General features: G+C 64.0%; 20 protein-coding genes and 2 pseudogenes. 7 read left to right on the top strand and 15 right to left on the bottom strand.

The window, feature by feature from the left end:
* Positions 1-51: 51 nt before the first annotated feature.
* Positions 52-1,722 (bottom strand): triacylglycerol lipase, encoded by a 1,671-nt coding sequence (locus G4G31_RS10930; RefSeq protein WP_182991439.1) that lies wholly within the window; start codon positions 1,720-1,722, stop codon positions 52-54.
* Positions 1,723-1,742: 20 nt separating this feature from the next.
* The gene (locus tag G4G31_RS10925; protein ID WP_182991438.1) at positions 1,743-4,526 is read right to left on the bottom strand and encodes a type VI secretion system Vgr family protein; all 2,784 of its coding nucleotides are present in this window, start codon (positions 4,524-4,526) and stop codon (positions 1,743-1,745) included.
* 376 nt (positions 4,527-4,902) lie between these two features.
* On the opposite strand from G4G31_RS10925, the gene G4G31_RS10920 reads away from it, so the two are divergent.
* From G4G31_RS10920 to G4G31_RS10900, 6 genes and pseudogenes are all read left to right on the top strand, one after another.
* On the top strand, positions 4,903-5,535 hold the full coding sequence (locus tag G4G31_RS10920) for a BadF/BadG/BcrA/BcrD ATPase family protein (RefSeq protein WP_374011293.1): 633 nt from the start codon (positions 4,903-4,905) through the stop codon (positions 5,533-5,535).
* Positions 5,532-5,783, top strand: a complete 252-nt coding sequence (locus G4G31_RS29050; RefSeq protein WP_374011292.1) for a hypothetical protein — start codon at positions 5,532-5,534, stop codon at positions 5,781-5,783. The genes G4G31_RS10920 and G4G31_RS29050 overlap by 4 nt, the downstream gene beginning before the upstream one ends.
* A pseudogene (gene nagA, locus G4G31_RS10915) lies at positions 5,780-6,862 on the top strand (N-acetylglucosamine-6-phosphate deacetylase). Before G4G31_RS29050 ends, nagA begins: the two are co-directional and overlap by 4 nt.
* On the top strand, positions 6,859-7,917 hold the full coding sequence (locus tag G4G31_RS10910; protein WP_229425515.1) for an SIS domain-containing protein: 1,059 nt from the start codon (positions 6,859-6,861) through the stop codon (positions 7,915-7,917). Before nagA ends, G4G31_RS10910 begins: the two are co-directional and overlap by 4 nt.
* Before the next feature lie 13 nt (positions 7,918-7,930).
* Positions 7,931-9,500: pseudogene (locus tag G4G31_RS29045) on the top strand (glycoside hydrolase family 3 N-terminal domain-containing protein).
* A gap of 196 nt (positions 9,501-9,696) precedes the next feature.
* The gene (locus tag G4G31_RS10900) at positions 9,697-11,025 is read left to right on the top strand and encodes a tetratricopeptide repeat protein (RefSeq protein WP_182991437.1); all 1,329 of its coding nucleotides are present in this window, start codon (positions 9,697-9,699) and stop codon (positions 11,023-11,025) included.
* Positions 11,026-11,088: 63 nt separating this feature from the next.
* Here the strand turns inward: G4G31_RS10900 and G4G31_RS10895 are convergent, their stop codons facing one another.
* The 10 genes from G4G31_RS10895 to rpsP form a co-directional block, all read right to left on the bottom strand.
* Positions 11,089-11,895, bottom strand: coding sequence for an SDR family oxidoreductase (locus G4G31_RS10895; RefSeq protein WP_182991436.1), 807 nt, complete (start codon positions 11,893-11,895; stop codon positions 11,089-11,091).
* Between the two features lie 140 nt (positions 11,896-12,035).
* On the bottom strand, positions 12,036-14,768 hold the full coding sequence (locus G4G31_RS10890; RefSeq protein ID WP_182991435.1) for a pitrilysin family protein: 2,733 nt from the start codon (positions 14,766-14,768) through the stop codon (positions 12,036-12,038).
* Positions 14,769-14,988: 220 nt separating this feature from the next.
* Entirely contained in the window at positions 14,989-15,438 is a 450-nt protein-coding gene (locus G4G31_RS10885) for a CBS domain-containing protein (RefSeq protein ID WP_182991434.1), read from the bottom strand.
* Positions 15,439-15,576: 138 nt separating this feature from the next.
* Positions 15,577-15,924, bottom strand: coding sequence for a DUF3579 domain-containing protein (locus G4G31_RS10880; RefSeq protein ID WP_182991433.1), 348 nt, complete (start codon positions 15,922-15,924; stop codon positions 15,577-15,579).
* A 96-nt stretch (positions 15,925-16,020) separates the two neighbouring features.
* The gene (locus G4G31_RS10875) at positions 16,021-16,974 is read right to left on the bottom strand and encodes a CobD/CbiB family protein (RefSeq protein WP_182991432.1); all 954 of its coding nucleotides are present in this window, start codon (positions 16,972-16,974) and stop codon (positions 16,021-16,023) included.
* A gap of 242 nt (positions 16,975-17,216) precedes the next feature.
* Positions 17,217-17,903 (bottom strand): CoA pyrophosphatase, encoded by a 687-nt coding sequence (locus G4G31_RS10870; protein WP_182991431.1) that lies wholly within the window; start codon positions 17,901-17,903, stop codon positions 17,217-17,219.
* A gap of 74 nt (positions 17,904-17,977) precedes the next feature.
* Positions 17,978-18,364, bottom strand: a complete 387-nt coding sequence (gene rplS / locus G4G31_RS10865; protein WP_182991430.1) for a 50S ribosomal protein L19 — start codon at positions 18,362-18,364, stop codon at positions 17,978-17,980.
* A gap of 121 nt (positions 18,365-18,485) precedes the next feature.
* Complete coding sequence (gene trmD, locus G4G31_RS10860; protein WP_182991429.1) at positions 18,486-19,241, bottom strand: tRNA (guanosine(37)-N1)-methyltransferase TrmD; 756 nt, start codon at positions 19,239-19,241, stop codon at positions 18,486-18,488.
* Between the two features lie 26 nt (positions 19,242-19,267).
* Positions 19,268-19,825 (bottom strand): ribosome maturation factor RimM, encoded by a 558-nt coding sequence (rimM, locus tag G4G31_RS10855; RefSeq protein WP_182991428.1) that lies wholly within the window; start codon positions 19,823-19,825, stop codon positions 19,268-19,270.
* Positions 19,826-19,841: 16 nt separating this feature from the next.
* A complete protein-coding gene (gene rpsP, locus G4G31_RS10850) occupies positions 19,842-20,090 on the bottom strand; it encodes a 30S ribosomal protein S16 (RefSeq protein WP_182991427.1) in 249 nt (82 codons plus the stop codon).
* A gap of 280 nt (positions 20,091-20,370) precedes the next feature.
* Between rpsP and G4G31_RS10845 the strand changes: the two genes are divergently transcribed.
* Entirely contained in the window at positions 20,371-20,781 is a 411-nt protein-coding gene (locus tag G4G31_RS10845; RefSeq protein ID WP_182991426.1) for an NINE protein, read from the top strand.
* A gap of 29 nt (positions 20,782-20,810) precedes the next feature.
* Here G4G31_RS10845 and G4G31_RS10840 read toward each other — a convergent pair whose 3' ends face one another.
* The 3 genes from G4G31_RS10840 to G4G31_RS10830 form a co-directional block, all read right to left on the bottom strand.
* Positions 20,811-21,605, bottom strand: a complete 795-nt coding sequence (locus G4G31_RS10840) for a hypothetical protein (RefSeq protein WP_182991425.1) — start codon at positions 21,603-21,605, stop codon at positions 20,811-20,813.
* A gap of 163 nt (positions 21,606-21,768) precedes the next feature.
* Positions 21,769-23,559 carry an acyl-CoA dehydrogenase gene (locus G4G31_RS10835; protein WP_182991424.1) on the bottom strand — a complete coding sequence of 597 codons (1,791 nt, stop codon included), beginning with the start codon at positions 23,557-23,559 and terminating at the stop codon, positions 21,769-21,771.
* Positions 23,560-23,889: 330 nt separating this feature from the next.
* Entirely contained in the window at positions 23,890-24,822 is a 933-nt protein-coding gene (locus G4G31_RS10830) for an electron transfer flavoprotein subunit alpha/FixB family protein (RefSeq protein WP_182991423.1), read from the bottom strand.
* Positions 24,823-24,849: the final 27 nt, after the last annotated feature.

The raw sequence follows: 24,849 nt of genomic DNA, 5'->3' as shown, positions 1-24,849 counted from the left end.
GACGGCGACTGCAGTCGCAGCCGTTATCGCGTATTTTTTTGAGCTTTTCAATTATTTTGCCTCCTGCACTATTCGAGCTATCAGGTTGAAAGTAAGACTTATCATGTGTTCGTCCTTATAGCTACCCTGATGAGAAAAGCCCGTTGTGCGGAACACGCGCTTGACCCTGCCGCGCGGTCCGTCGCCTGATTGATGCGATACAGTACCGTCGCCCGGGGCGTCTTGCGCTCCTGGCATGAAGAAATAGCTGCTTCCCGCGCCAACGAAATTCTCGGGCATAATCATGGTTTTTCCACCGTTGAAATTGGTTCCCCGGCCCTGCCCGACGATGAGCAGCGAACGTACTTGCTGGTTCAATGCACCCTGATCGTCTGTTATCCAGCGAAATACGCCGAACGAAAGCTGCTCCGGGTCGGCACCGTAATAGGCATACGAATTTGGATGATAATAGCTATCAAGCACCTGGGTATGAAACTTTTCGGCCTGGCCGACCGCGCGTATTACAGCACGTTTCGCTTCGCCGGTCTTTGGATCATATTTACGAGCAGGATCAACTAGATCCAGATCGATTACGCGGTACCACGTTGAGAACTCACGATATAGGTCGTAAACATTTTGATAGAAAAGCGGGCAAACGTCCTCGATACTGCCATCCCTCTTTCTCACTGAAGCCATCAACCACGGTTGCGGGTAAAGGTGATTGGGGAGAAGTTCCAGCGCACCACAGGCCATGGCCATTGTGGGAGTCGTTTTTTCGGTAGTATCACCGGCAATCTGAGAAAATTTCTCCATTTCGAAGTTACCTTTGATCGTCGCCGATGGAGAGCTCTTTTCGGTGCCGCATGCCATACGCCGGTAGGCCAAGGGAGCACCCAGTGCAGGCATGACGCCGTGCGATATCCCAACAATCCTGTCAGGGATTTGCTTGGCGCATGCCCGAGCTACCAGTCCGCCCATTGAATGCGTCACCAGAATGACCTGCTTACAGTCGAATTTACGCTTGATCCAAAGGTCGATAATTTCCAGCACACGGGTTTTCAGGCGTATGCCCGACAGTTCATTTGACTGCGTCCAGTTATAGCCACAGGCATAGACAGGGTATTGGTACTGCGCGAATTTTTCCAGATTCCCTACGGTGAGTTTGGACATGTCAGCAGCATTCCATTTTTCATGGTCGTATTCCATGATCGACTCCCAGTGCGAGTTGGGTTGCCGGTTTCTCAAAATCAAAGACGCTTCGAACGTGCTGTTCAGTTTGCTTTGCAGCTCGCACAGCAATGGTCCATAGCTGGACCAGTGAACTTCTCCCCACCATCTGTTGCGCAGCTGTTCGACGGTCATGCCTTCCATCTCACCAGATGGCTCAATCAGTCCCGTATTGTCGACTTCAAGTGTGTCACCATCGAGTATCTGTTGACGAACGGCCGGGCCACGCCCATCCCACATTTTCGCTTCGCGCAAACCTTCGCGGACTCCGTTTGGAGGGCGCCAAGCCGGATTCCCGACCGACAATTCAGTGTTTTGGGCTTGTTTTTTGTTTGTTGTTGCCCGCAAATTACTCCCCATAATTCCTGGCACGAGAATCACTGGAATGACTTTGTTAGAAGGAATCGCAATCGCACCGCGTGTTTTCACAGACTGCGGTGTGAGGATGCTTTTGCCCTCCAGTTTGCCGTCGGCGTTGACAATGGGATCAGGGAGTCGTCGGATCGGTTCAGCCATGGCGTCCGCTTAAGAAGTTGTCAGGCATTGTCGGAATGCGGGTCGATAATGATCCGCACCTCTCCCATCGCTACGGAATGCATCAGTTCTGTACGTCCTTCCGCATCGGTTTTCCCGGTGATTTCCTGGCCATCATCAAGAATTGCACGGTAAGCCCGATCCTTGACAGGCAGGCCCGATTGCTGGTCGAACAAGATGATGCGTTCGTCGGTCTTGATGTCGCTGGCTGGGAGATTTAAGGAGGCCACATTTCCGCCCCCACCGGTGAGGTGGGCAAACTTGGCAGACTTGATGGTGTGATTGCCGCTGCACTGCTGCACGATCTCATTGCCACCGATATCGACTTGCGCCCCTTGTGCAATGAAGCGCAGCTTCGGCGCTTGCAGCACGATTTCGTCTGCCGCGCTCAGCACGATGCGCTTGGCGGACGTCAGTTCCATATCGTCCTTATGGGTCTGCAGTTCCAGCTTGCCGGACGCCGCGATCAGTTTCAGGCCAAGCTTGTGCGCGAACAGGCTGATACTCTCGGCTGCGCGAACGAGGAAGGTTTTGCCGGCGCTGACATGGGTTGTACCCACACTGATAAGGTCGATCTGGGTTTGGGCGCCGAGCAGAACATTGTCCTGGCTGCCGATCGCTACCCCTGCCGGTGCGCTAACGGCAACGACCGCAGCCTGTCCTTCACTGGCATCGGGACTCACGTTCGTTCCGTTTTCCCACGCCTTGAGCCGCTTGACCAGGTCCCCCAATTGTGCAGCCGGTGTCGAATCGGCGTGGTGAGTCTGTGCCAGCTCCGATAGCTGCTGCTGAACGCTTTGCAGTACCTCGGCCAATCCAAGCAAGGATTCCCGCTGCAACAACGCCCCTTGCGCCCCGCGCTGGGCCTCCGCACTGATGAACACGCCGGATTTTCCGCGCACCGACACTGCGCCGTCCGAGCGTAGTTCGGCGCCTTCCCCGCGGGCGCCGCCCTGCCCGTTCTGGCGCGGCCGTGTCAGCCACCCCAGATTGAGCTGGCTGTGGCCATGTTCGCTTGCAAGCTGGGTGCTGATCTGGCCCGGGGTATCGTCGAACTGGAGCTGGTTGTAGCGTATGCCTTTTACTTCCTTGCTCTTGATACCTGCCAGGAAGCGGTTGCCGGGCAGTTCGCCTGTGTGACTGAATGCCGGCGGCAAAGGTTTTCCATACAGACTACCGACGACGACAGGTTTATCTGGATCGCCGCCGAGGAAGTCGACCAGCACCTCATTGCCAACCCGTGGCAGATGCATGCTGCCCCACTTGTCGCTGGCCCAGAAACTGGCTACGCGTATCCATGCAGAGTCGGTATCGGTGTTCGATGCGCCGGGTCCCGATGCGTGATCCTGTTCGCGGGTTCCTGGAAAGCGCAGCTTCACCCGGCCCAGTGCGTCGCAATACACTTCTTCTCCGGGTGGGCCGACGACAATGGCAGTTTGTAATGTCACACGAGGAAGGTCAGTGCGGGGGTCGAAGGCTGGGACAATTGGAATGCCGCGCCGCACACAGGCAAAGCGATTCGTGTAACGCATATCGCGCTCTACGCTTGCAGCATGAAGTTCCGCCGCTATACCATCTCCCTGCCAGCCATTCACGGAAAACAGGCGCTGAACGCGCTCGTCCACCGTCTTCGGCAGATTATTCTCTGCGCTCACCCACAACTGGGTCAGGACGAATTCACGCTGGTCGTCGTTATGCATGTCGATTTCCGGATGTCCATCGAGCCGGAACCACTGGCCAACGCAGAGGTCTCGCACCCCGCCTTCGCCGCGAAAGCACTTCGACGCGTATTCGTGCCGCCTGATGCGCAGTTCGCCCAAGCGCTGATAATCGGCGGCGTCGTGTCCTGCATGCGGCGGATCGACCACATAGTCATCAAGACTGAAAGCAAACTGGGTTCCGGCCTCACCTTGCTGCATGACGGTGGGTAGATGAACCGACATCATGCCACCGCTGCGATAATCCCAGCTCTGCCGCGTGGCACTGCCACTCCGGAGCGTCCGCAGCGCACTCCAGTTGTAGATTGCGTCCGCTGCCTGGGTAGCCCGGTCGTTATTGAAACGTACGGCACCAGCTGCATTCTGGACAAGCGAATACGACGAATCGAACAGGACGAGCGTATGAGCAGGTGTGCTGCTACTGCCATCGTTGCTGGCCTGTCCAGGCCTGATGAACCACGAAATACCCCGCCGCTTCCAGAGCCGGCGCAGGAATGCAGCGTCCGATTCGTTGTGCTGCATCGTGAATTCACGCGTGGGGTACGTGTCGCGTACGCCGGACATATCAATGTCGAAAGCTTTTGCCAGGATGGGATTCGTGTTTTTCCATTCGCGAAGCATGGCTGCTGACAGGTCGACTTCATTCAGGTTACGGAATACTCTGGTATTCACGCGCTGCTCCATCAGGGCCAACGCATCGCGCACGAACAGCTGGTAGGTCGCAAGTCCACCGTCGGCCTGCCCCGCCATCGCTTCCGCGACAATGCCGCAAACAGAACGCATCTCTCCTCGGTCGGTAACGAACTGCACTTCGACCGGAACCGCGATGAAGTCCTTGAGTGGCAAGGCAGGATCCAGCGATACACAGTACAAACGGTATTCCAGTCCGCCGCACATGGTTTCCTGTCCGCTGACCTGCTTCACTAGCAAAACGTCATCAACAATGCCCTGGCGACCTGACATGCGCAGTCGAATGGCACGATTCGCTTCGCTCAATCCACCAAACAGGCTAACCAGCTCTTTTGGCAACAACCCGCTACGGGACTCAGGAATGGGGAATGGTTTCATTTAGTTAAGTTCGTGCAAGGCACCTGGTCTCATTTCATGAGGTTTCACAAAACCGATGGGTTCTTAACGAAAATTAATGAAATAGTTCAAACAGGACATTGCGCAGCATCAAGGCACGAATGGTTTTGCCTCTCGTACTGCATGACGGCGAACCGGCACACGACTTCGTTCAGCAAAAAGCAACATCCCTGCCCGATTCACATAAATGAAGCTGCTCATTGAGCTAGCCAAGGCGAATCGGCAGCGGCACGAAACCATACCACTTCTACCCAAAAACAATACCACTTAAATACCTGTTGACAGACCCAGGCAGCCTGCCTATAGTGCCCTGACCCCTTTTCCAGCTTGCGGCAGCCTCTCCAGGCGCCCCTCAACCATGATCGAATACCTCATCGGCGTCGATGGCGGCGGCACCGGCACCCGCGTACGTCTCGCCAGCGCCAACGGCGTCGAACTGGCGCAGGCCAGTGCCGGCCCTTCCGGTCTCTCGCACGGCATCCAGAACGCCTGGACCACCATCATGCAAGCCATCGGCGAAGCCTGCGCGGTGGCCGATATCGGTTCCCCTCCCCTGTCCTCGATGGCGATTGGCCTGGGCCTGGCCGGGGTGCACAACAAGGAATGGGCCGCGCAGTTCGTGGCAAGCGATCCCGGTTTCGCCGCCCTGGTGCTGGGCACCGACGGCTTCAGCACCCTGATGGGCGCCCATGGCGGAGAACCAGGCGCGATCGTCGCGATCGGCACGGGCAGCGTCGGCGAAGCGATGCTGGAAGACGGCAGCAAGGTGGAAGTCGGCGGCTGGGGTTTCCCGGCCGGGGACGAAGCCAGCGGCGCATGGATGGGGCTGCGCGCGCTGAACCATATCGAACAGGTGATCGATGGCCGCGTCGCAGGCGGCGCGTTTGCGCGCGAGGTCATCGAAGCCTGCGGCGGCAGCCGCGATGCCGTCCAGGTCTGGCTCGGGCGCGCGCCAACCAGACGGCCTATGCGAGCCTGGCGCGCTTCGTGATCCTGCATGGCGACACCGATCCGGTGGCCCGTGCCATCCTCGAACACGCGGGCCGCGAAGTGGCCAGCATCGCCCATGCGCTCGACCCGTCCGCGCGCCTGCCGCTGGCCCCGTGCGGCGGCCTGGGCGAAGTGCTGCTGGCCTGGCTGCCGCCAGAGACCCGTGCACGCTGCCTAGCGCCGCAGGGCGACTCGGCGCAAGGCGCGCTGCGCATGATCGAACGTCACCTGAAGAAGGCCGCACCATGAAAGGCAACATCCTCACGCCGGACGGCTGGATCCACGGCGAACTGCGCTACGGCGCCATCATCGAGGCCATCGCCGGCAGCCCGGCCGACCCTGACGGGAATAACGACGACTACATCCTGCCCGGCTTCATCGACGTCCACGTGCACGGCGGCGGCGGACGCGACATGATGGAAGGCGGCGACGCGCCGCACGTCATCGCCGCCCTGCACGCGAAACACGGTACCACCAGCCTGCTGGCCACGACGATGACGGCGCCGCCGGAAGACATCGAACGCGCGCTGGATGCGATCGGCGCGGCCATCGAAGAGCGTGGCAAGGGCGAAGCGCGCATCCTCGGCGTGCACCTGGAAGGCCCCTACATCAATGCCGCCAAACTGGGCGCCCAGCCGCCGTTTGCAAAGGAAGCGACCCTGCGCGAGGTGGAAGACTACGCCCGTCGCGCGCCGCTGCGTGATCACGGTGGCGCCCGAGATCCACGGCCACCTCGAGCTCGTGCGCCTGCTTGCCGACAAGGGCATGCGCGTGCAGATCGGCCATACCAGCGGCTCGTATGAAGACGGCGTCGCCGCGCTCGAACACGGCGCGGCCGGCTTTACCCACCTGTTCAACGCGATGCCGGGCCTGCACCACCGCGAGCCGGGCATGGTGGGTGCGGCGCTGGCACACGCGCAGTACGCGGAGATCATCCCCGACCTGCTGCACGTCCATCCGGGCGCAATCAAGGTGGCGCTGCGCGCGATTCCGCACCTGTTCTGCGTGACCGATTCGACGGCCGCTTCCGGCATGCCCGATGGCGAATACATGCTGGGGCGCCAGGTCGTCCACAAGTGCATGGGTGGCGTGCGCCTGGCTGACGGCACGCTGGTCGGCTCCACGCTCACGATGGACGGCGCCCTGCGCAACCTGGTGAAGATCGGCCTGCCGCTGGCGGAAGCGTCGCGGCGCGTGTCGACCAATGCCGCCGATTACCGGGCGAACCGCTGCGCGGACGCCTGGCGCCGGGCTGCCATGCCGACTTCGTGGTGCTCGGCCGCGACCTGAACATCAAAGCCGTCCATATCGAAGGAGCAGCCGTATGAATTCCAGCAAAAGCGCGACCGACAGCGCACCCGCCACCTCGCTGATGCTGCAGGAGGCCATGTCCGCCGGCGACTGCGTCGCGCTGCAACTGAGCCAGGACACCGAACGCTACGCCGAACTCGGGCGCACGCTCAGGTCGACGAATTTCCACAGCGCGGTGACGGTGGCGCGCGGCAGCTCGGACCATGCGTCAAGCTATGTCGCCTACCTGATCATGTCGCGCCTCGGACGCCTCGTCACCTCGCTGCCGATGTCGCTCGTCACGCTGTACAAATCGCCCCTGGTCACGCGCGACACGCTGGCGATTGCCATTTCGCAGTCGGGCCAGAGCCCGGACGTGGTGGAACCGATCCAGTACTTCCGCGCCGGCGGCGCCACCACGGTGGCCCTGGTGAACGACGACAGCTCGCCGCTGGCGCAGAGCGCCGCCTGGACCATGCCGCTGCATGCCGGGAAGGAGCAGAGCGTGGCCGCCACCAAGAGTTTCATCACGAGTCTCGTCGCCGGTGCGCGCCTGGTGGCCGAGTGGCAGGACGACGCGGAACTGAAAGCCGGCGTTGCCGCCCTGCCCGAGGCCTTGCGCGCGGCGAGCCAGGCCGACTGGTCGGCGGCCATCGACGTGCTGGCGCCAGCGCGCAACATCATGGTGGTGGGTCGCGGCATCAGCTTCCCCATCGCCCTGGAGGCGGCCCTGAAATTCAAGGAAACCTCGGCCCTGCAGGCGGAAGCGTTTTCCGGCGCCGAGATCAAGCACGGCCCGATGGCGCTGATCGAGGAAGGCTATCCGCTGCTGATCTTCGCCACTCGCGGCCCGGCCCAGGCGGGTCTGCTGACCCTCGCTGCCGAGATGCGCGGACGCGGCGCGCGCGTGCTGCTGGCCGCGCCGGACGACGTGCCTGAGCGCGACCTGACCCTGCCGGTGGCCGCCACGCCCGACCTCGACCCGATCGTCGCGATCCAGGCCTTTTATGTGATGGCGGCGCAGCTGTCGAAAGCGCGCGGGCTCGATCCGGACCGGCCGCGTCACCTGAGCAAAGTCACCAAGACCAATTGAACTGAAGACGCGCATGGAAGAACTGAACCAACTCGCCGGCCAGCTGATCATGGTGCGCCTGTTCGGCACCGAACTGGACGAGGACACCGCCGCCTTCATGGCGCAAAACCGGGTGCGCGGCGCCTGCCTGTTCCGCCAGAACATGGTCGATACCAGCCAGCTGACCCGTTTCACCGGCGCCCTGCGCGCCGTGATGGGACCGCAAGCCCTGATTGCGCTCGACCAGGAAGGCGGCGCCGTCGTGCGTTCGACCTGGGTGCCGGCGCCGCCCTCGGCGATGGCGCTTGGGGCCGCCAACGACCCGGACCTCGCGCGCGAAGTCGGCGCGGCGGTGGCGCGCGCGGTGCGCTCGCTCGGCTTCAACTGGAACTTCGCGCCGGTGCTGGACCTGAACAACAACCCGCACAACCCGGTGATCGCCGAGCGCTCCTTCGGTGCCGACGCGGAAACCGCGACCCGCATCGCGCTGGCCTGGATGGACGGCAGCGAGGCCGAGGGCGTGGCCTGCTGCGTCAAGCACTTCCCCGGCCACGGCGACACCCACATCGACTCGCACCGCGCGCTGCCCACCGTCGACAAGCCGCTCGAAGAACTCGAACGCTTCGAATTCGCCCCCTTCCGCATGGCCGCGCAGCGCGAAAACCGGCGCCGGCAATGATGACCGCCCACATCGTCTACCCGGCGCTCGACGCCGAGTACCCGGCGACGATGTCGCAGCCCATCCTCACCGGCATCCTGCGGGACGGCTGGGGCTACGAGGGCGTGATCATCACCGACGGCATGGACATGCATGCGATCGCGCACCGCTACGGCGCCGGCCAGGCCGCCGTGCGCGCGCTGGTGGTCGGCGCCGACATGGTGATGGCGATCGGCTCGCGCGAGACGCAGGAAGAGACGGTCGCGGCGATTGCCGCCGCGATCGCCTCTGGCGAACTGCCGATGGCGCAGGTCCAGCAGAAGCTGGCACGCCTGGGCGCGCTCGCGGCGGCCCATCCTGCAGGTGCAACCACGGGCACGAGCGCCGGCGTCGCTGCCGGCACGGGCGCCCTTGCGGCCGAGCCCGATGCGCCGCCCGGCGCCGACGAGGCCCCGGTCTACAGCACCGATGCCGCCGACCGCGCCCTGATGGCGCGGGCATGGCGCCGCGCCCTGAGCGCACGCGGGCAAGTCGTGCGTCCGCCGGCGGGCAGCAGGCTGCGCCCGGTGGCGCGCCAGGACGTGGTCAGCGACGGCGTCTCGGAAGCCGGCGTGCCTGCTGCGCAGATCGCCGCGTCCCTCGGCCAGCTCTACGACGTCGAGCTGGTGACGTTTGCCGATGCGGAAAGCTTCGACTGGGCCGCCCTGCCCCAGACGGCCGCTTCACGGTGCTGGCCTCGACCTCGCGCCGCCGCTACGGCCCGCACGCGAAAGCGACCTGGCGCCCTGACCTGCACCTGGCCCTGTGGAACCCCTACCAGGCACTCGACTTCGACGCGCCGGCCCTGATGACCTATGGCTTCGCGGCACCGGCGCTAGCCGCCGTCAACGCCTGGCTGGCGGGCGAGATTGAGGCCGAGGGACGTTGCCCGGTTCCCGGTTTCTGAGGCCGCGCGCCCACGACAAGTTACCTGCCGTCAAGGCAGGTAACGCAATGTAACGCCACGCCCGCCCCGGTAGTCCCTGCGGCACAATTGCGGCGCAGGGTCCCGCCGGTTTATGGGACAATGCGCGTTTGCACAAGATTGGCAAATTCGCCATTTTGCCGCGGATCCACCGCTCATTTTTTTAGAAGGATCTTTCATGTCCCATTTCCGTCTCGCTCGCCTCTGCCTGCTGCTGGCTGCCGTCGGCCTGAACAGCGCGCCTGCCCTGATGACGAGCGCGCATGCGCAAAAGAACGACGCGCCGGCTGCCGCTGCCAAGAACAGCGTGCGTCCGGAGCTGGCCAAGCTGCTCGATCCGGCACAATTGCAGCCTTTGATCAGCGCCAAGAACACGGCTGAGCTGAACGCCCGCCTCGGCCAGGCCGATGCGCTGCCGAACAAGACGCCTTACGAGACCTATGTCATCACGCGCATGAAGATGGTCTCGGCCTCGATTGCCAACGACACCGCTGCCTTCGCAACCACGTCCGAACAGGTCATCCAGTCCGGTTTCGAGCCGAAGGAAATGCAGCCGAAACTGGTGCTGACCCTCGCCGACATGCAGTTCAAGGCGGCCAACTACGCGGGCGCCATCCAGAGCCTGAAGCGCTACGAGTCGATGGGCGCCGACATGACGACGGCACGCCTGATGCTCTCGCGCGCCTACTACCTGAACAAGGACTACGCGGCCGCCAAACCGCTGCTGCTGCAGGTGATCGAAGAGACCGAAAAGGCCGGCAAGACGCCGACCATGGAAGACCTGAAACTGCTGCGCAGCGCCGCCAGCGAGACCAAGGACAATGCTGCCCGTGAAATCGTGGCCCAGAAACTGGTCACCTATTACCCGGCCGATGAATGGTGGGACGAACTGATCCGCCTGGGCGTGACGTCCAAGCCGGGCTTCGACCAGAACAACCCGTTGCCCCTGCGCCGCCTGCAGTTTGCAGCAATCAAGACCCTGGACGAGAGCGAGTACATGGACCTGGCCGAGCTGGCCCTGCGCGACACGTTCGCCACCGAAGCGAAGAACGTGCTGGACGCGGGCTATGCCGCCGGCGTGCTGGGCAAGGGTGCCAACGCCAAGGCCCACGACGCCCTGCGCAGCCGCGCCAACAAGGGTGCGGCCGACGACGCGAAAAACATCGCCAGCGGCGAAGCCTCGGCCAGCAAGGCCAAGACCGGCGCCGGCCTGGTCAACCTGGGCTGGGCCTACACCACCATGGGCCAGGCCGACAAGGGCATCGGCTTGATCCAGCAGGGTATCGCCAAGGGCGGCCTGAAGCAGCCTGACGAGGCCAAGCTGCGTCTCGGCCAGGCCCAGGCCAAGGCCGGCCACAAGGAAGACGCGATCAAGACCTTCGAGAGCGTCAAGGCACGCGGCGGCCTGTCCGACATCGCACGCATGCATATCCTGCTGCTGCGCCAGCCGGCTGCAGGCGCAGCACCGGCAGCCGCGCCGGCGGCCGCTACCGCTTCGACGCAGTAACCGCGCCGCAAACGACAAGCGGGCGAGCGCCACCGGCGCCGCCCGCTTTTTATTCGCTCGAGCTCAGATCGCGGTCAGGCCGCCATCGACTGCCAGCTGGTGGCCGGTCACGAACGAGGATTGTTCCGAGCACAGCCACAGCACCGCGTTGGCGATTTCGGCCGGCTCGGCAAAGCGGCCCATCGGGTGCGCTTCGCGCAGCTTCTTCTCGGCTGCCGCCTCCGCCTTCAGGGCGCGTGCCAGCATCGGCGTACGCACCGCACCCGGGCACAGCGCATTGACGCGGATGCCGTCCCCGGCATATTCCGCCGCGGCGCTCTTGGTCAGGCCCGCCACCGCATGCTTGCTGGCCGCGTAGGCGGCCATGCCCGGCGCACCGACCAGGCCCAGCGCCGAGGACATGTTGACGATGGTGCCGGCGCCCTGCTTTTTCATCTGGCGCAGCTGGTACTTCATCGACAGCCAGACGCCCTTGACGTTGACGTCCATGATGCGGTCGAACCCGGCTTCGTCGATGTCGGCCAGCGGCACGCCCTCGTCCTCCAGCGCCGCCGAATTCACCGCGCAGTCGACGCGGCCGTAATGGTGCACCGCCTTGTCGACCAGCGCTTCGACATCGGCCGCGCGCGTCACGTTCGCCTGCACGAACAAGGCCTTGCCGCCGTTCTCGACGATCATCGCGGCCGTGGCATGGCCGCCGTCGACCGACACGTCGGCCACCACGACACATGCGCCGGCACGCCCGAAGGCCAGCGCCGTGGCACGGCCGATGCCCGCAGCCCCGCCGGTGACGATCGCCACCTTGCCGGCAAACGGCAAGCCGCCCTCTTTCGCTTCCTGCTTCGGTTCCTGCTTGATCCTGCCCTTCATCCCTGCTGCTCCCGCGGTCTTGCCACAATGATGCCCAAAGGCAACATTCTACCGGGAAGCCGGGGTTTCATCAATCCAGGCGGGGCTGCTAGCGCGGGAGTGTTGCGCTTTTGGTCCGCTGCGGCCTTCCAGGGTGCAGCTTACGGCGCCGGCCTGGCCTTTTTCTCGTCGCCGGCCATCACGACCGACAGCTTCTTCGGGTCGATGGCGCGGCGCCATGCCGCGTTCAGCTGGGGCAGGGTCACCGCCATCAGCTTGTCCTCGAACTGGCGCGACCATTCATAGGTGCGGTTGCGGTACAGGTAAGAGGTCCAGCCCGAGGCCAGGGCGGCGTCGTCGGCGCGGGTCTGCTGGCGTTGCTGCATCAGGCCCGACTTGGCGCCCGCCAGTTCGGCCGCGGTGAAGCCGCCCGTGACGGCGCGCGCCAGTTCCTCGCGCACGGCCGCGTCCAGGCGCCGCAGGTTTTGCGGTGCAGCGATGGCGCTGATCTCGAAGCCCCCTGCCCGGTCCAGGTCGCCGGCGTCGAGCTGCGAACCGCCGCCGTAGGACAGGCCATCCTTCTGGCGGATGCGGTCCATCAGGCGCGAGCGCAGGCCGCCTTCGCCGAAGATGTAGTTCGCCGGGGTCAGGGCCGGATAGTCCGGGTCGTCGATGTTCAGGTCGAGGTTCAGGCGCGCGGCGTAGAAGCCGTTCTCCTTGTCCGGGGTATCGAGCATGGTCGCCAGCGGCGCGATCTCGGCATGGCCGCGCAGCACCGGCGCCACGTTGGCGGCCGCCTTCCAGCTGCCGAACAGCTCCTCGACCAGCGGCGTGACCACTGCCGGGTCGAAGTCGCCGACCACCGCCATCTCGGCCGGCACGCTGCCGTAGAATTCGCGGTGGTAGGCGCGCAGCTCGTCCAGGCGCGCGGCCTGCAGTTCGGCCAGGTCTTCGTCGATGCTGTTCGCGTGGCGCACGTCGCCCTTCGGGTAGATGTCGAAGTGGCGGTTCAGGGCGCGCGCGGCAACCGATTGCGGTTCGCCCCGGCTGGCCTCGAGCGCGACCTGCGACTGGCGCTGCAGCTGCTCGAACTCGGCTTGCGGGAAGCCCGGTTCCTTGAGCACGTGGGCCACCAGGCGCAGTGCCTCGGGCAGGTGTTCGCGCGTGGTCTGGAAATGGGTCAGGCCGCCGGAAATGCGCAGGCGCTCGAACTCGTCGGCCAGCTGTTCGCGCGTGTAGCGGCTGGTGCCGCGCACGAGCATCGCCGCGGTCAGCTCGGGCACGGCGCCCTTGCCGAACAGGTTCTTCTCGTCGCCCATGTGCTGGCGCAGGTCGACGGTGACGGTCTCGCCACGGTTCTTCTTGGGCAGCAGCGCCAGCTTGACGCCGCCGGCAGTCGCCAGCTGGGTGCGCTTCAGGATATTCGCCTGGGTCGGCTCGAAATCCTCGGACACCAGTTTGGACTCGCGCGGCTTGAAGTCCTTCAGGATGCTCTCCACGCTCGGCGCCGGCGGGATCACGGCGCGCAGCGGGCTGTCCTCGGGGATGAACACGCCGGTGACGCGGTTGTCGCGCCGGAAGTAGCGCTTGGCGACGCCGGCCACTTCGAGCGCGCTGATGGTCTTGATGCGTTCGCGGCCGGTGAAGAACAGGCGCCAGTCGCCCAGCGCGATCGTTTCGGACAGCGCCACGCCAACCCGCTGCGGGTCGTTCAGGCTGCGGTCGAGCTGGTTTTCGTAGGTGCGGCGGATGCGCGCCATTTCCTCTTCCGTCGGCGGCGTGTCGCCGAAGTGCTCGACGGCCTCGATCAGCGCGGCGCGCACCGGTTCGAGCGGCTCGCCCTTCTTCACGACGGCGCCGACATACTGCAGGCCGGGCGCGTAGCCGGTCTCGCCGAACGTGAACACCTGGCTCGCCTTGCCGGTCTCGACCAGGCTCTTGTGCAGGCGCCCGGTCGGCACGTCGCCCAGGATGGCGGAGGCGAAGGCCATCACGTCGCTGTCGTCGTGCAGGCTGGACGGCACCTTGTAACCCAGCATGACGATCTGGACGTCGCCCTGGCGCCGCACCGCGAAGCTGCGCTCGCCGTCCTGGGTGGGCTCGACCGTCCAGAATTGCGGCAACTGGCGCTTCGGCTTCGGAATCGCGCCGAACAGGCGGTTGATCTTCGCGAGGGTCGCGTTCGGCTCGAACTTGCCGGCCACCAGCAGCACGGCGTTGTCCGGCTGGTAATAGGTGCGGTAGAAGGCCTGCAGGTTGGCGATGCGCACGTTCTCGATGTCGCTGCGGTTGCCGATGGTCGAACGGCCATAGCTGTGCCAGTCGTAGGCCACGCTCTGCATGCGCTTGGCCAGCACGCCGGTGGGCGAATTCTCGCCGCTCTCGAATTCGTTGCGCACGACCGTCATCTCGGAATCGAGGTCTTTCTGGGCAATGAAGGAACCGGTCATGCGGTCCGCTTCCATCTGCAGCGCCCAATCGAGGTTGCCGGGCGCGGCCTGGAACACCTCGTAGTAGTTGGTGCGGTCGAGCGAGGTGGTGCCGTTGAAGTCCATGCCGCGGTCGGCGAACTGGCGCGTGATGTCCGGGTTCTTCTTCGCGCCCTTGAACAGCAGGTGCTCGAGCAGGTGCGCCATGCCGGTTTCGCCGTAGTTCTCGTGGCGCGAGCCGACCAGGTAAGTGACGTTCACGGTGACGGTCGGACGCGAGTTGTCGGGAAACAGCAGGACCTTCAGGCCGTTGGCCAGGCGGTATTCGGTGATCCCTTCGACCGAGGCGCCGAGCTGCACGCCCTTGGGCAGGGGCGCGGACGCGGCGGCGCCGGCAAGGAGGAAGATCAGGGCGCCGGCGGTCAGTTGCGCGGGCAGGCGCTGCTTGAAACTCGTCAAATTCATGTCATTCCGTCAGGTGGGGCGTCGGTCCGACGCGCGTGGTCCGGGGGCGGCGCGAGAGGCTGCAAGAGCGCGATGGTAACAGATGGCTGTTCAAGATGATGCTGCGACAGAGGCATCGATGCAGCGGGCATACGTGCCTGCGCCGCCGCTGCACCCCGCGGCCAGATGCTGCCAGGCAAGTTGCCGCGAGGTGGGTCCTGCCTGGAGCGTATGCCGCGGTTCAGTGACGCGCGCGCCGTTCGTGCGCCTGCTGGTTGCCGCTGATGCGCGACAGGTCGCCCATCTCTTCGGCGAGGAACTCGAGCAGGTCGTCGGCGCTGACGATGCCGGCCAGGCCGCCGTTGCGCTTCACGACCGGCACCCGGCGGATGCCGCGCAGGCGCATGTGTTCGATGGTCTGGTAGACGTCGTCGTCCTCGCGGCAGGTGAGCAGGTCGTCGCTCATGATGTCGCCGACGAGCAGGCTGGCCGGGTCGAGACCGAGCGCGATGACGGAGACGACGATGTCGCGGTCGGTGACGATGCCGACCGGCGTGGCTTCGCCGTCGCTGCCGTCGACGACGACGAGGTCACCGACATGGTGCTTGCGCATCAGGAGCGCCACGCCCTGCACGGTTTCGTCGCGCGTGCAGCTGATCGTCTGGACGGTGCAGATGTCGCCGATGTTCATGATGCCTTCCCCTGGATGCGCAACGCAGCGCACGGTTGGCGGGCGGGACGACAGCGTTCCGCCCTCTCAAGTCCAAGCTAGTGCATGAACTTCAAGGCAGTTTAATCTGACTCAAACAGCGTGGGGAACTTGGAGCGCTTACGCCTTGCTATCGCCCGGCAGCTCGACAAAGCAGGCATCGACCAACTGCAGGTCGTTGTCCTTGGCGAAATTGATGACGAAGTGGTAGGCCAGCGGTTCGGCTTTTTGCAGGGTCTTGTCGACGACAACGGCCTTGACGCCGTTCACCATGGTCGGGTGTACGTAGGGAGAAAACTGCAGGTGGGCATTGCGCCCGCCGCTGCCTTCGGGCCGGAAGCAGGACATGACCCCGCACAGGCGCTCCGCCCAGTCGCTGGGACGGAACTGCCTGCCTGCATTCGTGAGGCCCAGGATGAAGAACTCGCCGGCGGCGGTTTCGGTCCCGGTGTGCGGTAACTCGGCCATAGTGCTGCTTGCTGATACAAGAATGCTACGTGGAGAAGGACAACCCCACTATTATATCTTATAGAAGACTTGGGGACGAAGCCTGTCCGGACATGCTCAGCCGAGCCACATCACGCTCGACAGGAGGAGCAACAGGATCATCCATAATATCAGGGCACGCCAGACAAGTCCCACCGTGCTTTGCAGGGCGCGCAGGTTCGGCTCCTCGCCCGGCAGCACCTCGGCTTCGGCATCGGTCATGTCGACCAGGGCGGCGTCGGCCGGCAGCAGTTGCGGGGCATTCTCGTACGGGGTGCCCAGGCGCACACCCATGGCGCCGCCGCCGGCAGCGAGGATGATGCCGCGCGACTCTTCCGACCAGCGGTCGGCGAAATTGCGCCAGGCGTAAATCGCATCCTCGAAATTGCCTACCACGGCAAAGGCAATCGCCGTCAGGCGCACCGGCACCCAGTCGATCCAGTAGAAAGCTTTCGCGGCGAACTGGCCGAAGGCTTCGTTACGCATATGCTCGGGCTCGTTCCAGGCACGGGCCAGGTATTCGGACACGCGGTAGAGCACGGCGCAGGCCGGGCCGCCCACGAGGAACCAGAAGAACACGCCGAACACGCTACGGTGGGTCGTGATCAGCGACTTTTCCACGGCGATGCGGGCAATTTCGCCGGCGTCCATGCCGACCGTGTCGAGCCGGGTCCATTCCGCCAGCAGGGTACGGGCGGTGGCTTCGTCGCCGTTGTTGAGGGCCAACTGGATGGACGTGAAGTAATGGCTGTAGTGGCGAAAGCCCAGCGTCAGGTAGACGATGGCGACGTTCAGGGCAAACACGAGGAATACCTGGTAGCGGGCCAGGGTCCAGTGGACGATGGCGACGGGCAGCACCAGCAATGCCATCATCAGGAACCAGCCCATGCGGCCGTTTTTCGCTTCGCCGGCATTGAACCAGCCCTCGATGCGCATCGCCAGGGTCTTGATGCCGCTGTAGACCTGGTTATCTGCGCGCAGCGGTTTCAACTGCTCGATGAGCAGGGCGCACAGAATCGATAAAAATGTCATGCAATTCCTTCTTTTGTTATGGCAATACCAGCTGCCCCGCTACGATAGCGCAGCTTCCCGCCATAATCAAATCCGGGCCCGTAAGTAAGTACTCGACCGAAAATAAATGGGAATTTTGGCAAACAGAACTGGATGCGGTGCAAGGCGGCGAGCGCGCCGCAGTGCGAGCACTGCAAGCGCGAACCGACGCAGCAACGCGCCGGTTCTGGAAGCCAAAAACACATTTATTTTTGGGTGAGTACTTAGATGTGTCCGGCGCGCAAGAAATGGAAGAGGTTGCGTAGCATGCCGGCCGTCGCCCCCCAGATGAAAAATTTTTCATAAGGCATGGCGTAGAAGCTGCGCCGCCCTGCCCCCTCGGGCAATTCGAAGGACATGCGCTGGTGATGCGCACCGCTCATCAGGAAGGCCAGCGGCACCTCGAAGATCTCGGCGACCTCGTTCGGATCGGCGAGCAGATCAAACGGCGGCATGACCAGGGCGACGACCGGACGGATGCGGTAGGCACTGGCCGTAATGTATTCGGGCAGCACGCCGAGGATCTCGATGTGGCGGCGGTGCAGGCCGATTTCCTCCTCGGTTTCGCGCAGGGCGGTCTCGATTGGCGAGGAGTCGAGCTCCTCGGCGCGGCCGCCCGGGAAGCTGATCTGGCCGCCATGGCTGCTCAGGTGTTCGGTGCGCTGGGTCAGCAGCACGGTGAGCCCTTCCGGACGCGCCACCAGCGGCACCAGCACCGCGGCGCGGCGCAGCTTCAGGCCAGGCTGGAATGGCGTTTCCTCGCCTGTTTCCGGTTCCCAGGCGCGGCGCGCGTTGGCAAAGCGGACGCGCAAGCGGCTCGGGGTAAGCAGGTCTGCGTCGATGGCCGGCTCGCCGGCAACGGCATCGATCGGCAGGTGCGAGGGGTCGAAATTCACCTTGGCCACAAGCATTTCTCCAGCGTAAATGATGACTCAAAACGAAAAAAGGCATCCCGAGGGATGCCTTTTTATTGCCGCAGACGCTATTACTCAGCGGCTGGAGCGGCCGCGACGCGACGCTGCGGCAGCTTTTCTTTGATACGCGCCGATTTGCCCGAACGCTCACGCAGATAGTACAGCTTCGCACGGCGGACATCACCGCGACGCTTGACTTCGATCGAAGCGATCAGTGGGGAGTACAGCTGGAACGTACGTTCCACGCCTTCGCCCGACGAGATCTTGCGAACGATGAAGTTCGAGTTCAGACCACGGTTACGACGCGAGATGACGACGCCTTCGTATGCCTGGGCGCGCTTGCGGTTGCCTTCGACGACGTTGACATTGACGATCACGGTGTCGCCAGGTGCGAAATCAGGAATGCTGCGGCCGAGGCGCGCGATTTCTTCCTGCTCGAGTTGTTGAATCAGATTCATTCTTATGACTCCAAAAACCATCTTGCTGGCGCTGTACTTGTTGCCCAGTAGAGGATGGGGTTGAACACAAGGGCAACATGCCCGCATGTCTTGCACCTTGACGGTGCATTTTTCCGGCCTGCTACCCCGGAGGGAGCGTGGCCAAAAACTGTTCATCGGCCGGGCTCAGCTGGCCGGCGGCACGCGCCTTGTCCAGCAGCTCGGGCCGCTTCTTCGATGTCGCTTCCAGCATGCGCTGGCGGCGCCATTTGATAATTTCCGCGTGGTTGCCGCCCAGTAGAACCGGCGGTACCGCGACGCCCTCGTACACTTCCGGGCGGGTGTAATGCGGCGAATCGAGCAAGCCGTTGACGAAACTGTCTTCGACCGCCGAGGCGTCGTCGCCCAGCACACCAGGCAATTGCCGCACTACGGCATCCATCAAGGCCATCGCCGGCAACTCGCCGCCGGAAAGCACGAAGTCGCCAAGGGAAATTTCCTCATCGACTAGGCGGTCCAGCAAGCGCTGGTCGACCGCTTCGTAGCGGCCGCACAGGACGACCAGGCCGGGCTCGTCTTTCAGCGCCATGACACGTTCGTGCGTCAGCGGCTTGCCTTGCGGCGACATGAACACCACGCGCGGCGCCGGCAGGCCGAGTTCAACCTGGCGTGCCTTGGCGGCGTTGATCGTCGCTTCGAGCGGGCGGGCCAGCATCACCATCCCGGGGCCACCGCCATACGGGCGGTCATCCACGGTGCGGTGGCGATCCTGGGTGAAATCGCGTGGATTCCACAGGGTCAGGCCCCAGCGCTCCTGCTCGAAGGCGCGGCGGGTCACACCCGACTGCGTCAACGCGGCAAACATCTCGGGAAACAAGCTCACGACGTCAAACTGCATCGGGACCTCGCTTCAGGGTGGACGGGTTAATAATCCAGGCCCCAGTCCAGGGTAATTCTTTTCTGCTTGAGATCGACGGTCTTCACGAACTGATCCACAAACGGCACGAGGCGCTCGGGCGCCTTTTCGCTGCTTTCCGGATCGGCGACGGGCTCGATGCGCAGGATGGATTGCGCGCCATTGCTCATCATGTCGGTTACCTTGCCGAGGGCTTCACCCTCGAGGTTGACCGCATCGAGGCCAATCAGGTCGGACCAGTAGTACTCGTCTTCTTCAAGCGAGGGAAACTCGCGGCGCGACACATGGACGGCGGCGCCTTTCAGCGCCTCCGCCAGGTTGCGGTCACTCATCCCGACCAGGGTGGCGACCACGTCGCCGCCATGCATCTTCGCGGTGCGTACGGTGACGCAGCGCAGGCTCGGCTTGTCGAGCCACCAGGTCTTCACGCTCAGCAGCGCATCCGCATCCGTCGAAAACGGCGTGACGCGGATACCGCCGGTAATGCCATAGGCACCGGACACATACCCGACCTGGGTCAGGTCGTCGGGGGCCTGCGCCCCTTGTGCAACTGCTGAATCGGACAAACCAGGAAAACCTTACTTAGGCAGCCGGGGTCTGCTGAGCAACCAGGCGAGCGACGGTTGGCGACAGTTGTGCGCCAACGCCTTGCCAGTAGGCCAGACGGTCCGCGGTGATCTTCAGGCCGACTTCGGCGCCGGAAGCCATCGGGTTGTAGAAGCCGATGCGCTCGATGAAACGGCCATCGCGACGGTTACGCGAATCGGTTGCAACGATGTTGAAGAACGGGCGCTTTTTTGCGCCGCCACGAGCCAAACGGATAACGACCATAATAATTCCAAAAAGTTGTACTGGACGGAGAAAGCCGACGATTATAGCGCGCAATGCCGCGCAGCAGCAAGCGTTAATGATAACGAGGTAACGACAGGCGCGCAGTCCCGGCGGAATTGCGCATTATCCCTGATTTTCGGCGCTACCGCTACCCGCGGCGGCGCGCCCTGCCGAGTGCTGCATGTTGATACATTGCATTTACATAAAAAGTGATGCTTTTGTTACCTTCTTGAACGATACTTGCGGTTTCACGTAACACATTCCGTCACTAAATTACTGCATGGCACACAAGAACAAGACGTTCGCGACCGCATTGGCACTGCTCCTGGGCACGGTCGGCGCGCACCGCTTTTACCTGCACGGGGGCGTCGACCGCCTTGGCCTGCTGCACGTGAGCAGCATTCCCATTAGCGGACTCATCTTCAGCAACGTCGATGGCGCCCATCCCTTCTATGCGCTGCTGCCCTTGCTGGTGTCCTGCATTGCCGGCTGCATTGCCGCCCTGGCCATCGGCCTGACCCCGGACGACAAGTGGGACGCGCGCTTCAATGCCGCCGGCGGCAGCCATTCGCGCTCGAACTGGATCCTGGCGCTGCTGCTGGTGGCGACCCTGATGGTGGGCGCGACCGTGTTGATTGCCACGATCGCGCGCACCTTCGACCTGATGTACACGGGCGGCGCCTACGGCTGACCAGCGGCACGGCGTCCCCCTTCCCTCCCTCACAGGCCGCTCGGCCAGCGATACTTCGGCAACACCGACGGCGGCGTGCCGCTGATGATGACGATCTCGCGGTGCGCCATCAGTTCCAGCCCGGCCGGGTCGCCGGTAAACGGCGTCAGCTTCTCGTTCTCGATCAGGTAGTAGCGAATCGGCCCGGGCAAGCCGGCGGCGCCGTTGGCACCGAGCGTCTGGTTCCATAGCCCGAAGAACTGCCCCAGCGTGAATTTCTTGGGCACGTCGGTTTCGATGTGCACCACCCCCGTCACGTCGTGGGTATGCAGCTCGTAGGCACAGCCGCTGCGCCCGATGTTGTCAGGCAAGCCGAGACGCAGGCCATTGCGGTAGATCGACACCAGCGAATGCAGGTGGTAATCCTCGTTGATCAGGCAGCCGACGCCCCCGACCGGACGCCCCGTTCCCACCCATGCAGGCCAGTTCGGCTGGCTGCCGATGGTGCCGGCGACCAGGTCGGTATAGCTGTCGGCCAGCACCACTGTGGGCGGCGGCGGCGGTGGCGGTGGTGGTGGCGGCGGATTGACCGGCGGCGGATCTGCCGGCGGCAAGGTCGGCGGCGGATCGGCCGGTGGTGGATTCGTCGGTGGTGGATTGGTCGGTGGCGGATTCGTCGGTGGCGGATTGGTCGGCGGCGGATTGGGATCGGGCTTGGGTGGTTGCGGATCGGTGGCAACCTGTCCCGGGCCAGCATCGTCGCCGCCGCCACAGGAGGCGAGCAACAGCAGGGACGAGATGGCCAGGGCCGGGACACGCAGGGTGCGCGCTGTCAGGAATGGCATGTAGGGCTCCGGAAGTAAATGGTGGAGCCAGTCTACGAACGCGGCCGTAATGCTTCGTTTATCCGAAATCAAGCTCAGCAAACCGTAAAAATCCGGATGGCGGGCGCAAAAAAAGCGGCCCGCAGGCCGCTGGTCAGGCAAAGAGGCCGCAGCCTCTGCCCGCTCAGAACTGCTCGACGTCCAGCGCCAGCACGCCGGCGCTGCCTTCGACGATGGCCGAACGCAGGCCGCTCGCGCCGGACAGGATGTGGTCGGCGAAGAAGCGCGCGGTGGCAATCTTCGCGCGCAGGAAGCCGGCATCGCCCTCTCCCGCATCGAGTTTCTTCTGCGCGACCAGGGCCGCGCGCGCCATCTGCCAGCCGCCCAGCACGATGCCGGCCAGCTTCAGGTACAGCACGGAACCGGCGAACACGCCCTTGATGTCCGACTTGACGTTGGCGACGACGAAGTCGACCACCTCTTCCGGGGCCGTGCTGCCGAGCGCCAGCTGGCGGCCGATGGCGGCGAAATCCGCGCCCTGCTGCTCGGCCAGTGCCGCCTGCGTCTCGCGCACCTGACCGATGATCGATTTGGCGGTTGCGCCGCCGTCGCGCACGGTCTTGCGGCCGACCAGGTCATTCGCCTGGATCGCGGTCGTGCCTTCGTAGATGGTCAGGATCTTGGCATCGCGGTAGTGCTGGGCCGCGCCGGTTTCCTCGATGAAGCCCATGCCGCCGTGAACCTGCACGCCGTCACGGGTGACGTTCTCGCTCATCTCGGTGGACCAGCCCTTGATGACCGGGACCAGGTATTCGTAGACGGCCAGGTTGGCCTTGCGGGTGGCTTCGTCGGCGTGGTAGTGGGCCACGTCCGAGATGCCGGCGCCGACATACGCCAGCGCGCGCGCCGCTTCCGTCTGGGCGCGCATCGACATCAGCATGCGGCGCACGTCCGGATGGTTGATGATGGCCACCGGGCCGGCGGAGCCAGCGAGGTCGCGCGACTGGATGCGCTCTTTCGCGAACGCGACCGCCTGCTGGTAGGCACGCTCGGCCAGGCCAATGCCCTGCATGCCGACGCCGAAGCGGGCCGCGTTCATCATGATGAACATGTATTCCAGGCCGCGGTTTTCTTCGCCGACCAGGGTGCCGATGGCGCCGCCGTTGTCGCCGAACTGCAGCACGGCGGTCGGGCTGGCCTTGATGCCCAGCTTGTGTTCGATCGAGACGCAGTGGGCGTCGTTGCGCTCGCCCAGCGAACCGTCTTCGTTGATCATGAACTTCGGCACGATGAACAGCGAGATCCCCTTCACGCCAGCCGGCGCGTCCGGCGTACGGGCCAGCACCAGGTGGATGATGTTCTCGGCCATGTCGTGTTCGCCGTAGGTGATGTAGATCTTGGTGCCGAAGATCTTGTAGGTGCCATCGCCCTGCGGCACGGCGCGGGTGCGCACGGCAGCCAGGTCGGAACCGGCCTGCGGCTCGGTCAGGTTCATGGTGCCGGTCCACTTGCCGGAGATGAGCGGCTCGAGGAAGCGTGCCTTCTGCTCGTCGGAACCAGCTGTGAGCAACGCCTCGATGGCGCCGTCGGTCAGCAGGGCCACCAGCGCGAACGAGATCGATGCCGCATTGAGCATCTCGGTGCATGGGGTGCCGACCAGTTTCGGCAAGCCCTGGCCGCCGAACTGTTGCGGATGCTGGATACCCTGCCAGCCGGATTCGCCGAAGGCCTGGAAGGCCACCTTGAAGCCGGCGGACGTCGTGACCTGGCCGTCGTGCCAGAAGCTCGGTTCCTTGTCGCTCGGGCCGTTCAGGGGCGCAACGACTTCGCCGCAGAATTTCGCGTTCTCTTCCAGCACGGCTTCGACGGTGTCGCGGGTCGCGTCTTCGCAGCCTGGCAGCTGGCTGACCTGTTCCAGGTTCGCCAGTTCGTTCAGCACGAACAGCATGTCTTTGATCGGGGCTTGGTAGCTCACGAGTCTCTCCTCAGTATTGGATGTGAAACAGGCCACGGTAGCCAGGCGAATGCCGGACCAGCGTGGCCTGTGTGTCTTTGGTAGGGTGGGCATTGATGCCCACGCGGTCTACGTGCGGATCAATCATCGTACCGGCATTCGGTCGCGACGGATAAACAGCGTGGGCTCGAGAGCCCACCCTACGTTACTTAAAGGGCCCCCGAGAAACCGTAGCGAGCGCAAGGAGTGGCGTTCGAGAAGCGCAGCTGCACGGAAGTACAGCCGGCCCGCCGGTGCGGAGCATCGCAGGACGCCAATTCGACGCGCAGCAGGTTTATCGGGGTTCCCCCCTTAGCCCAGTTCCTGCACCAGTTGCGGGATGACTTCGAACAGGTCACCCACCAGGCCGTAGTCGGCCACCGAGAAAATCGGCGCTTCCGGATCCTTGTTGATGGCGACGATGGTCTTCGAGTCCTTCATGCCGGCCAAGTGCTGGATCGCGCCCGAGATGCCGACGGCGATGTACAGCGACGGTGCGACGATCTTGCCGGTCTGGCCGACCTGCCAGTCGTTCGGCACGTAGCCGGCGTCCACTGCCGCGCGCGAAGCGCCCATGGCGGCGCCCAGCTTGTCGGCCAGCGGTTCGAGCAGCTTGAAGTTGTCGCCCGAGCCCATGCCGCGACCACCGGAGACGATGATTTTTGCTGCCGTCAGTTCCGGACGGTCCGACTTGGCCAGCTCGCGGCCGACGAAAGCCGACTTGCCGAAGTCCGCGGCGGCGGCGACGTTTTCGACAGCAGCCGAACCGCCGCTTGCCGGGGCGGCGTCAAAACCCGTGCCGCGCACGGTGATGACTTTGACCGAATCCGTCGACTGCACGGTAGCAATCGCGTTGCCGGCGTAGATCGGACGCTCGAAGGTGTCGGGCGAATCGACCTTGGTGATTTCCGAGATCTGGGCCACGTCCAGCCTGGCGGCCACGCGCGGCAGGATGTTCTTGCCGAAGGCGGTCGCCGGAGCCAGGATGTGCGAGTACGAACCGGCAACGGCCAGGATCTGCTCGGCCACGTTTTCGGCCAGGCCGTCGGCGAAGTAAGGCGCGTCGGCGACCAGCACCTTCGAGACGCCGGCGATCTGGGCGGCGGCTTCGGCGGCGGCGCCGCAATTCGAGCCGGCGACCAGCACGTGGACCTCGCCGCCGCACTGGGCGGCCGCGGTCACGGTGTGGTGGGTTGCGCCCTTGAGGGAGCCATTGTCGTGTTCAGCGATGACTAATGCGACCATGATGTTTCCTATATTTTTGAGATGACG

It is taken from the genome of Massilia sp. Se16.2.3 (assembly GCF_014171595.1).
In the GTDB taxonomy this organism is placed as follows: Bacteria; Pseudomonadota; Gammaproteobacteria; order Burkholderiales; family Burkholderiaceae_D; genus Telluria.
Note: the sequence above shows the minus strand (reverse complement) of the source record. Positions and strands in the feature narration are given on the sequence as shown.

What these genes read in the sequence shown, in the direction of transcription:
- G4G31_RS10930 (WP_182991439.1), bottom strand. Translation starts at nt 1,722, where the DNA reads ATGGCTGAACCGATCCGACGACTCCCTGATCCCATTGTCAACGCCGAC.
- G4G31_RS10925 (WP_182991438.1), bottom strand. Translation starts at nt 4,526, where the DNA reads ATGAAACCATTCCCCATTCCTGAGTCCCGTAGCGGGTTGTTGCCAAAA.
- G4G31_RS10920 (WP_374011293.1), top strand. Translation starts at nt 4,903, where the DNA reads ATGATCGAATACCTCATCGGCGTCGATGGCGGCGGCACCGGCACCCGC.
- G4G31_RS10910 (WP_229425515.1), top strand. Translation starts at nt 6,859, where the DNA reads ATGAATTCCAGCAAAAGCGCGACCGACAGCGCACCCGCCACCTCGCTG.
- G4G31_RS10900 (WP_182991437.1), top strand. Translation starts at nt 9,697, where the DNA reads ATGTCCCATTTCCGTCTCGCTCGCCTCTGCCTGCTGCTGGCTGCCGTC.
- G4G31_RS10895 (WP_182991436.1), bottom strand. Translation starts at nt 11,895, where the DNA reads ATGAAGGGCAGGATCAAGCAGGAACCGAAGCAGGAAGCGAAAGAGGGC.
- G4G31_RS10890 (WP_182991435.1), bottom strand. Translation starts at nt 14,768, where the DNA reads ATGAATTTGACGAGTTTCAAGCAGCGCCTGCCCGCGCAACTGACCGCC.
- G4G31_RS10885 (WP_182991434.1), bottom strand. Translation starts at nt 15,438, where the DNA reads ATGAACATCGGCGACATCTGCACCGTCCAGACGATCAGCTGCACGCGC.
- G4G31_RS10880 (WP_182991433.1), bottom strand. Translation starts at nt 15,924, where the DNA reads ATGGCCGAGTTACCGCACACCGGGACCGAAACCGCCGCCGGCGAGTTC.
- G4G31_RS10875 (WP_182991432.1), bottom strand. Translation starts at nt 16,974, where the DNA reads ATGACATTTTTATCGATTCTGTGCGCCCTGCTCATCGAGCAGTTGAAA.
- G4G31_RS10870 (WP_182991431.1), bottom strand. Translation starts at nt 17,903, where the DNA reads ATGCTTGTGGCCAAGGTGAATTTCGACCCCTCGCACCTGCCGATCGAT.
- rplS (WP_182991430.1), bottom strand. Translation starts at nt 18,364, where the DNA reads ATGAATCTGATTCAACAACTCGAGCAGGAAGAAATCGCGCGCCTCGGC.
- trmD (WP_182991429.1), bottom strand. Translation starts at nt 19,241, where the DNA reads ATGCAGTTTGACGTCGTGAGCTTGTTTCCCGAGATGTTTGCCGCGTTG.
- rpsP (WP_182991427.1), bottom strand. Translation starts at nt 20,090, where the DNA reads ATGGTCGTTATCCGTTTGGCTCGTGGCGGCGCAAAAAAGCGCCCGTTC.
- G4G31_RS10845 (WP_182991426.1), top strand. Translation starts at nt 20,371, where the DNA reads ATGGCACACAAGAACAAGACGTTCGCGACCGCATTGGCACTGCTCCTG.
- G4G31_RS10840 (WP_182991425.1), bottom strand. Translation starts at nt 21,605, where the DNA reads ATGCCATTCCTGACAGCGCGCACCCTGCGTGTCCCGGCCCTGGCCATC.
- G4G31_RS10830 (WP_182991423.1), bottom strand. Translation starts at nt 24,822, where the DNA reads ATGGTCGCATTAGTCATCGCTGAACACGACAATGGCTCCCTCAAGGGC.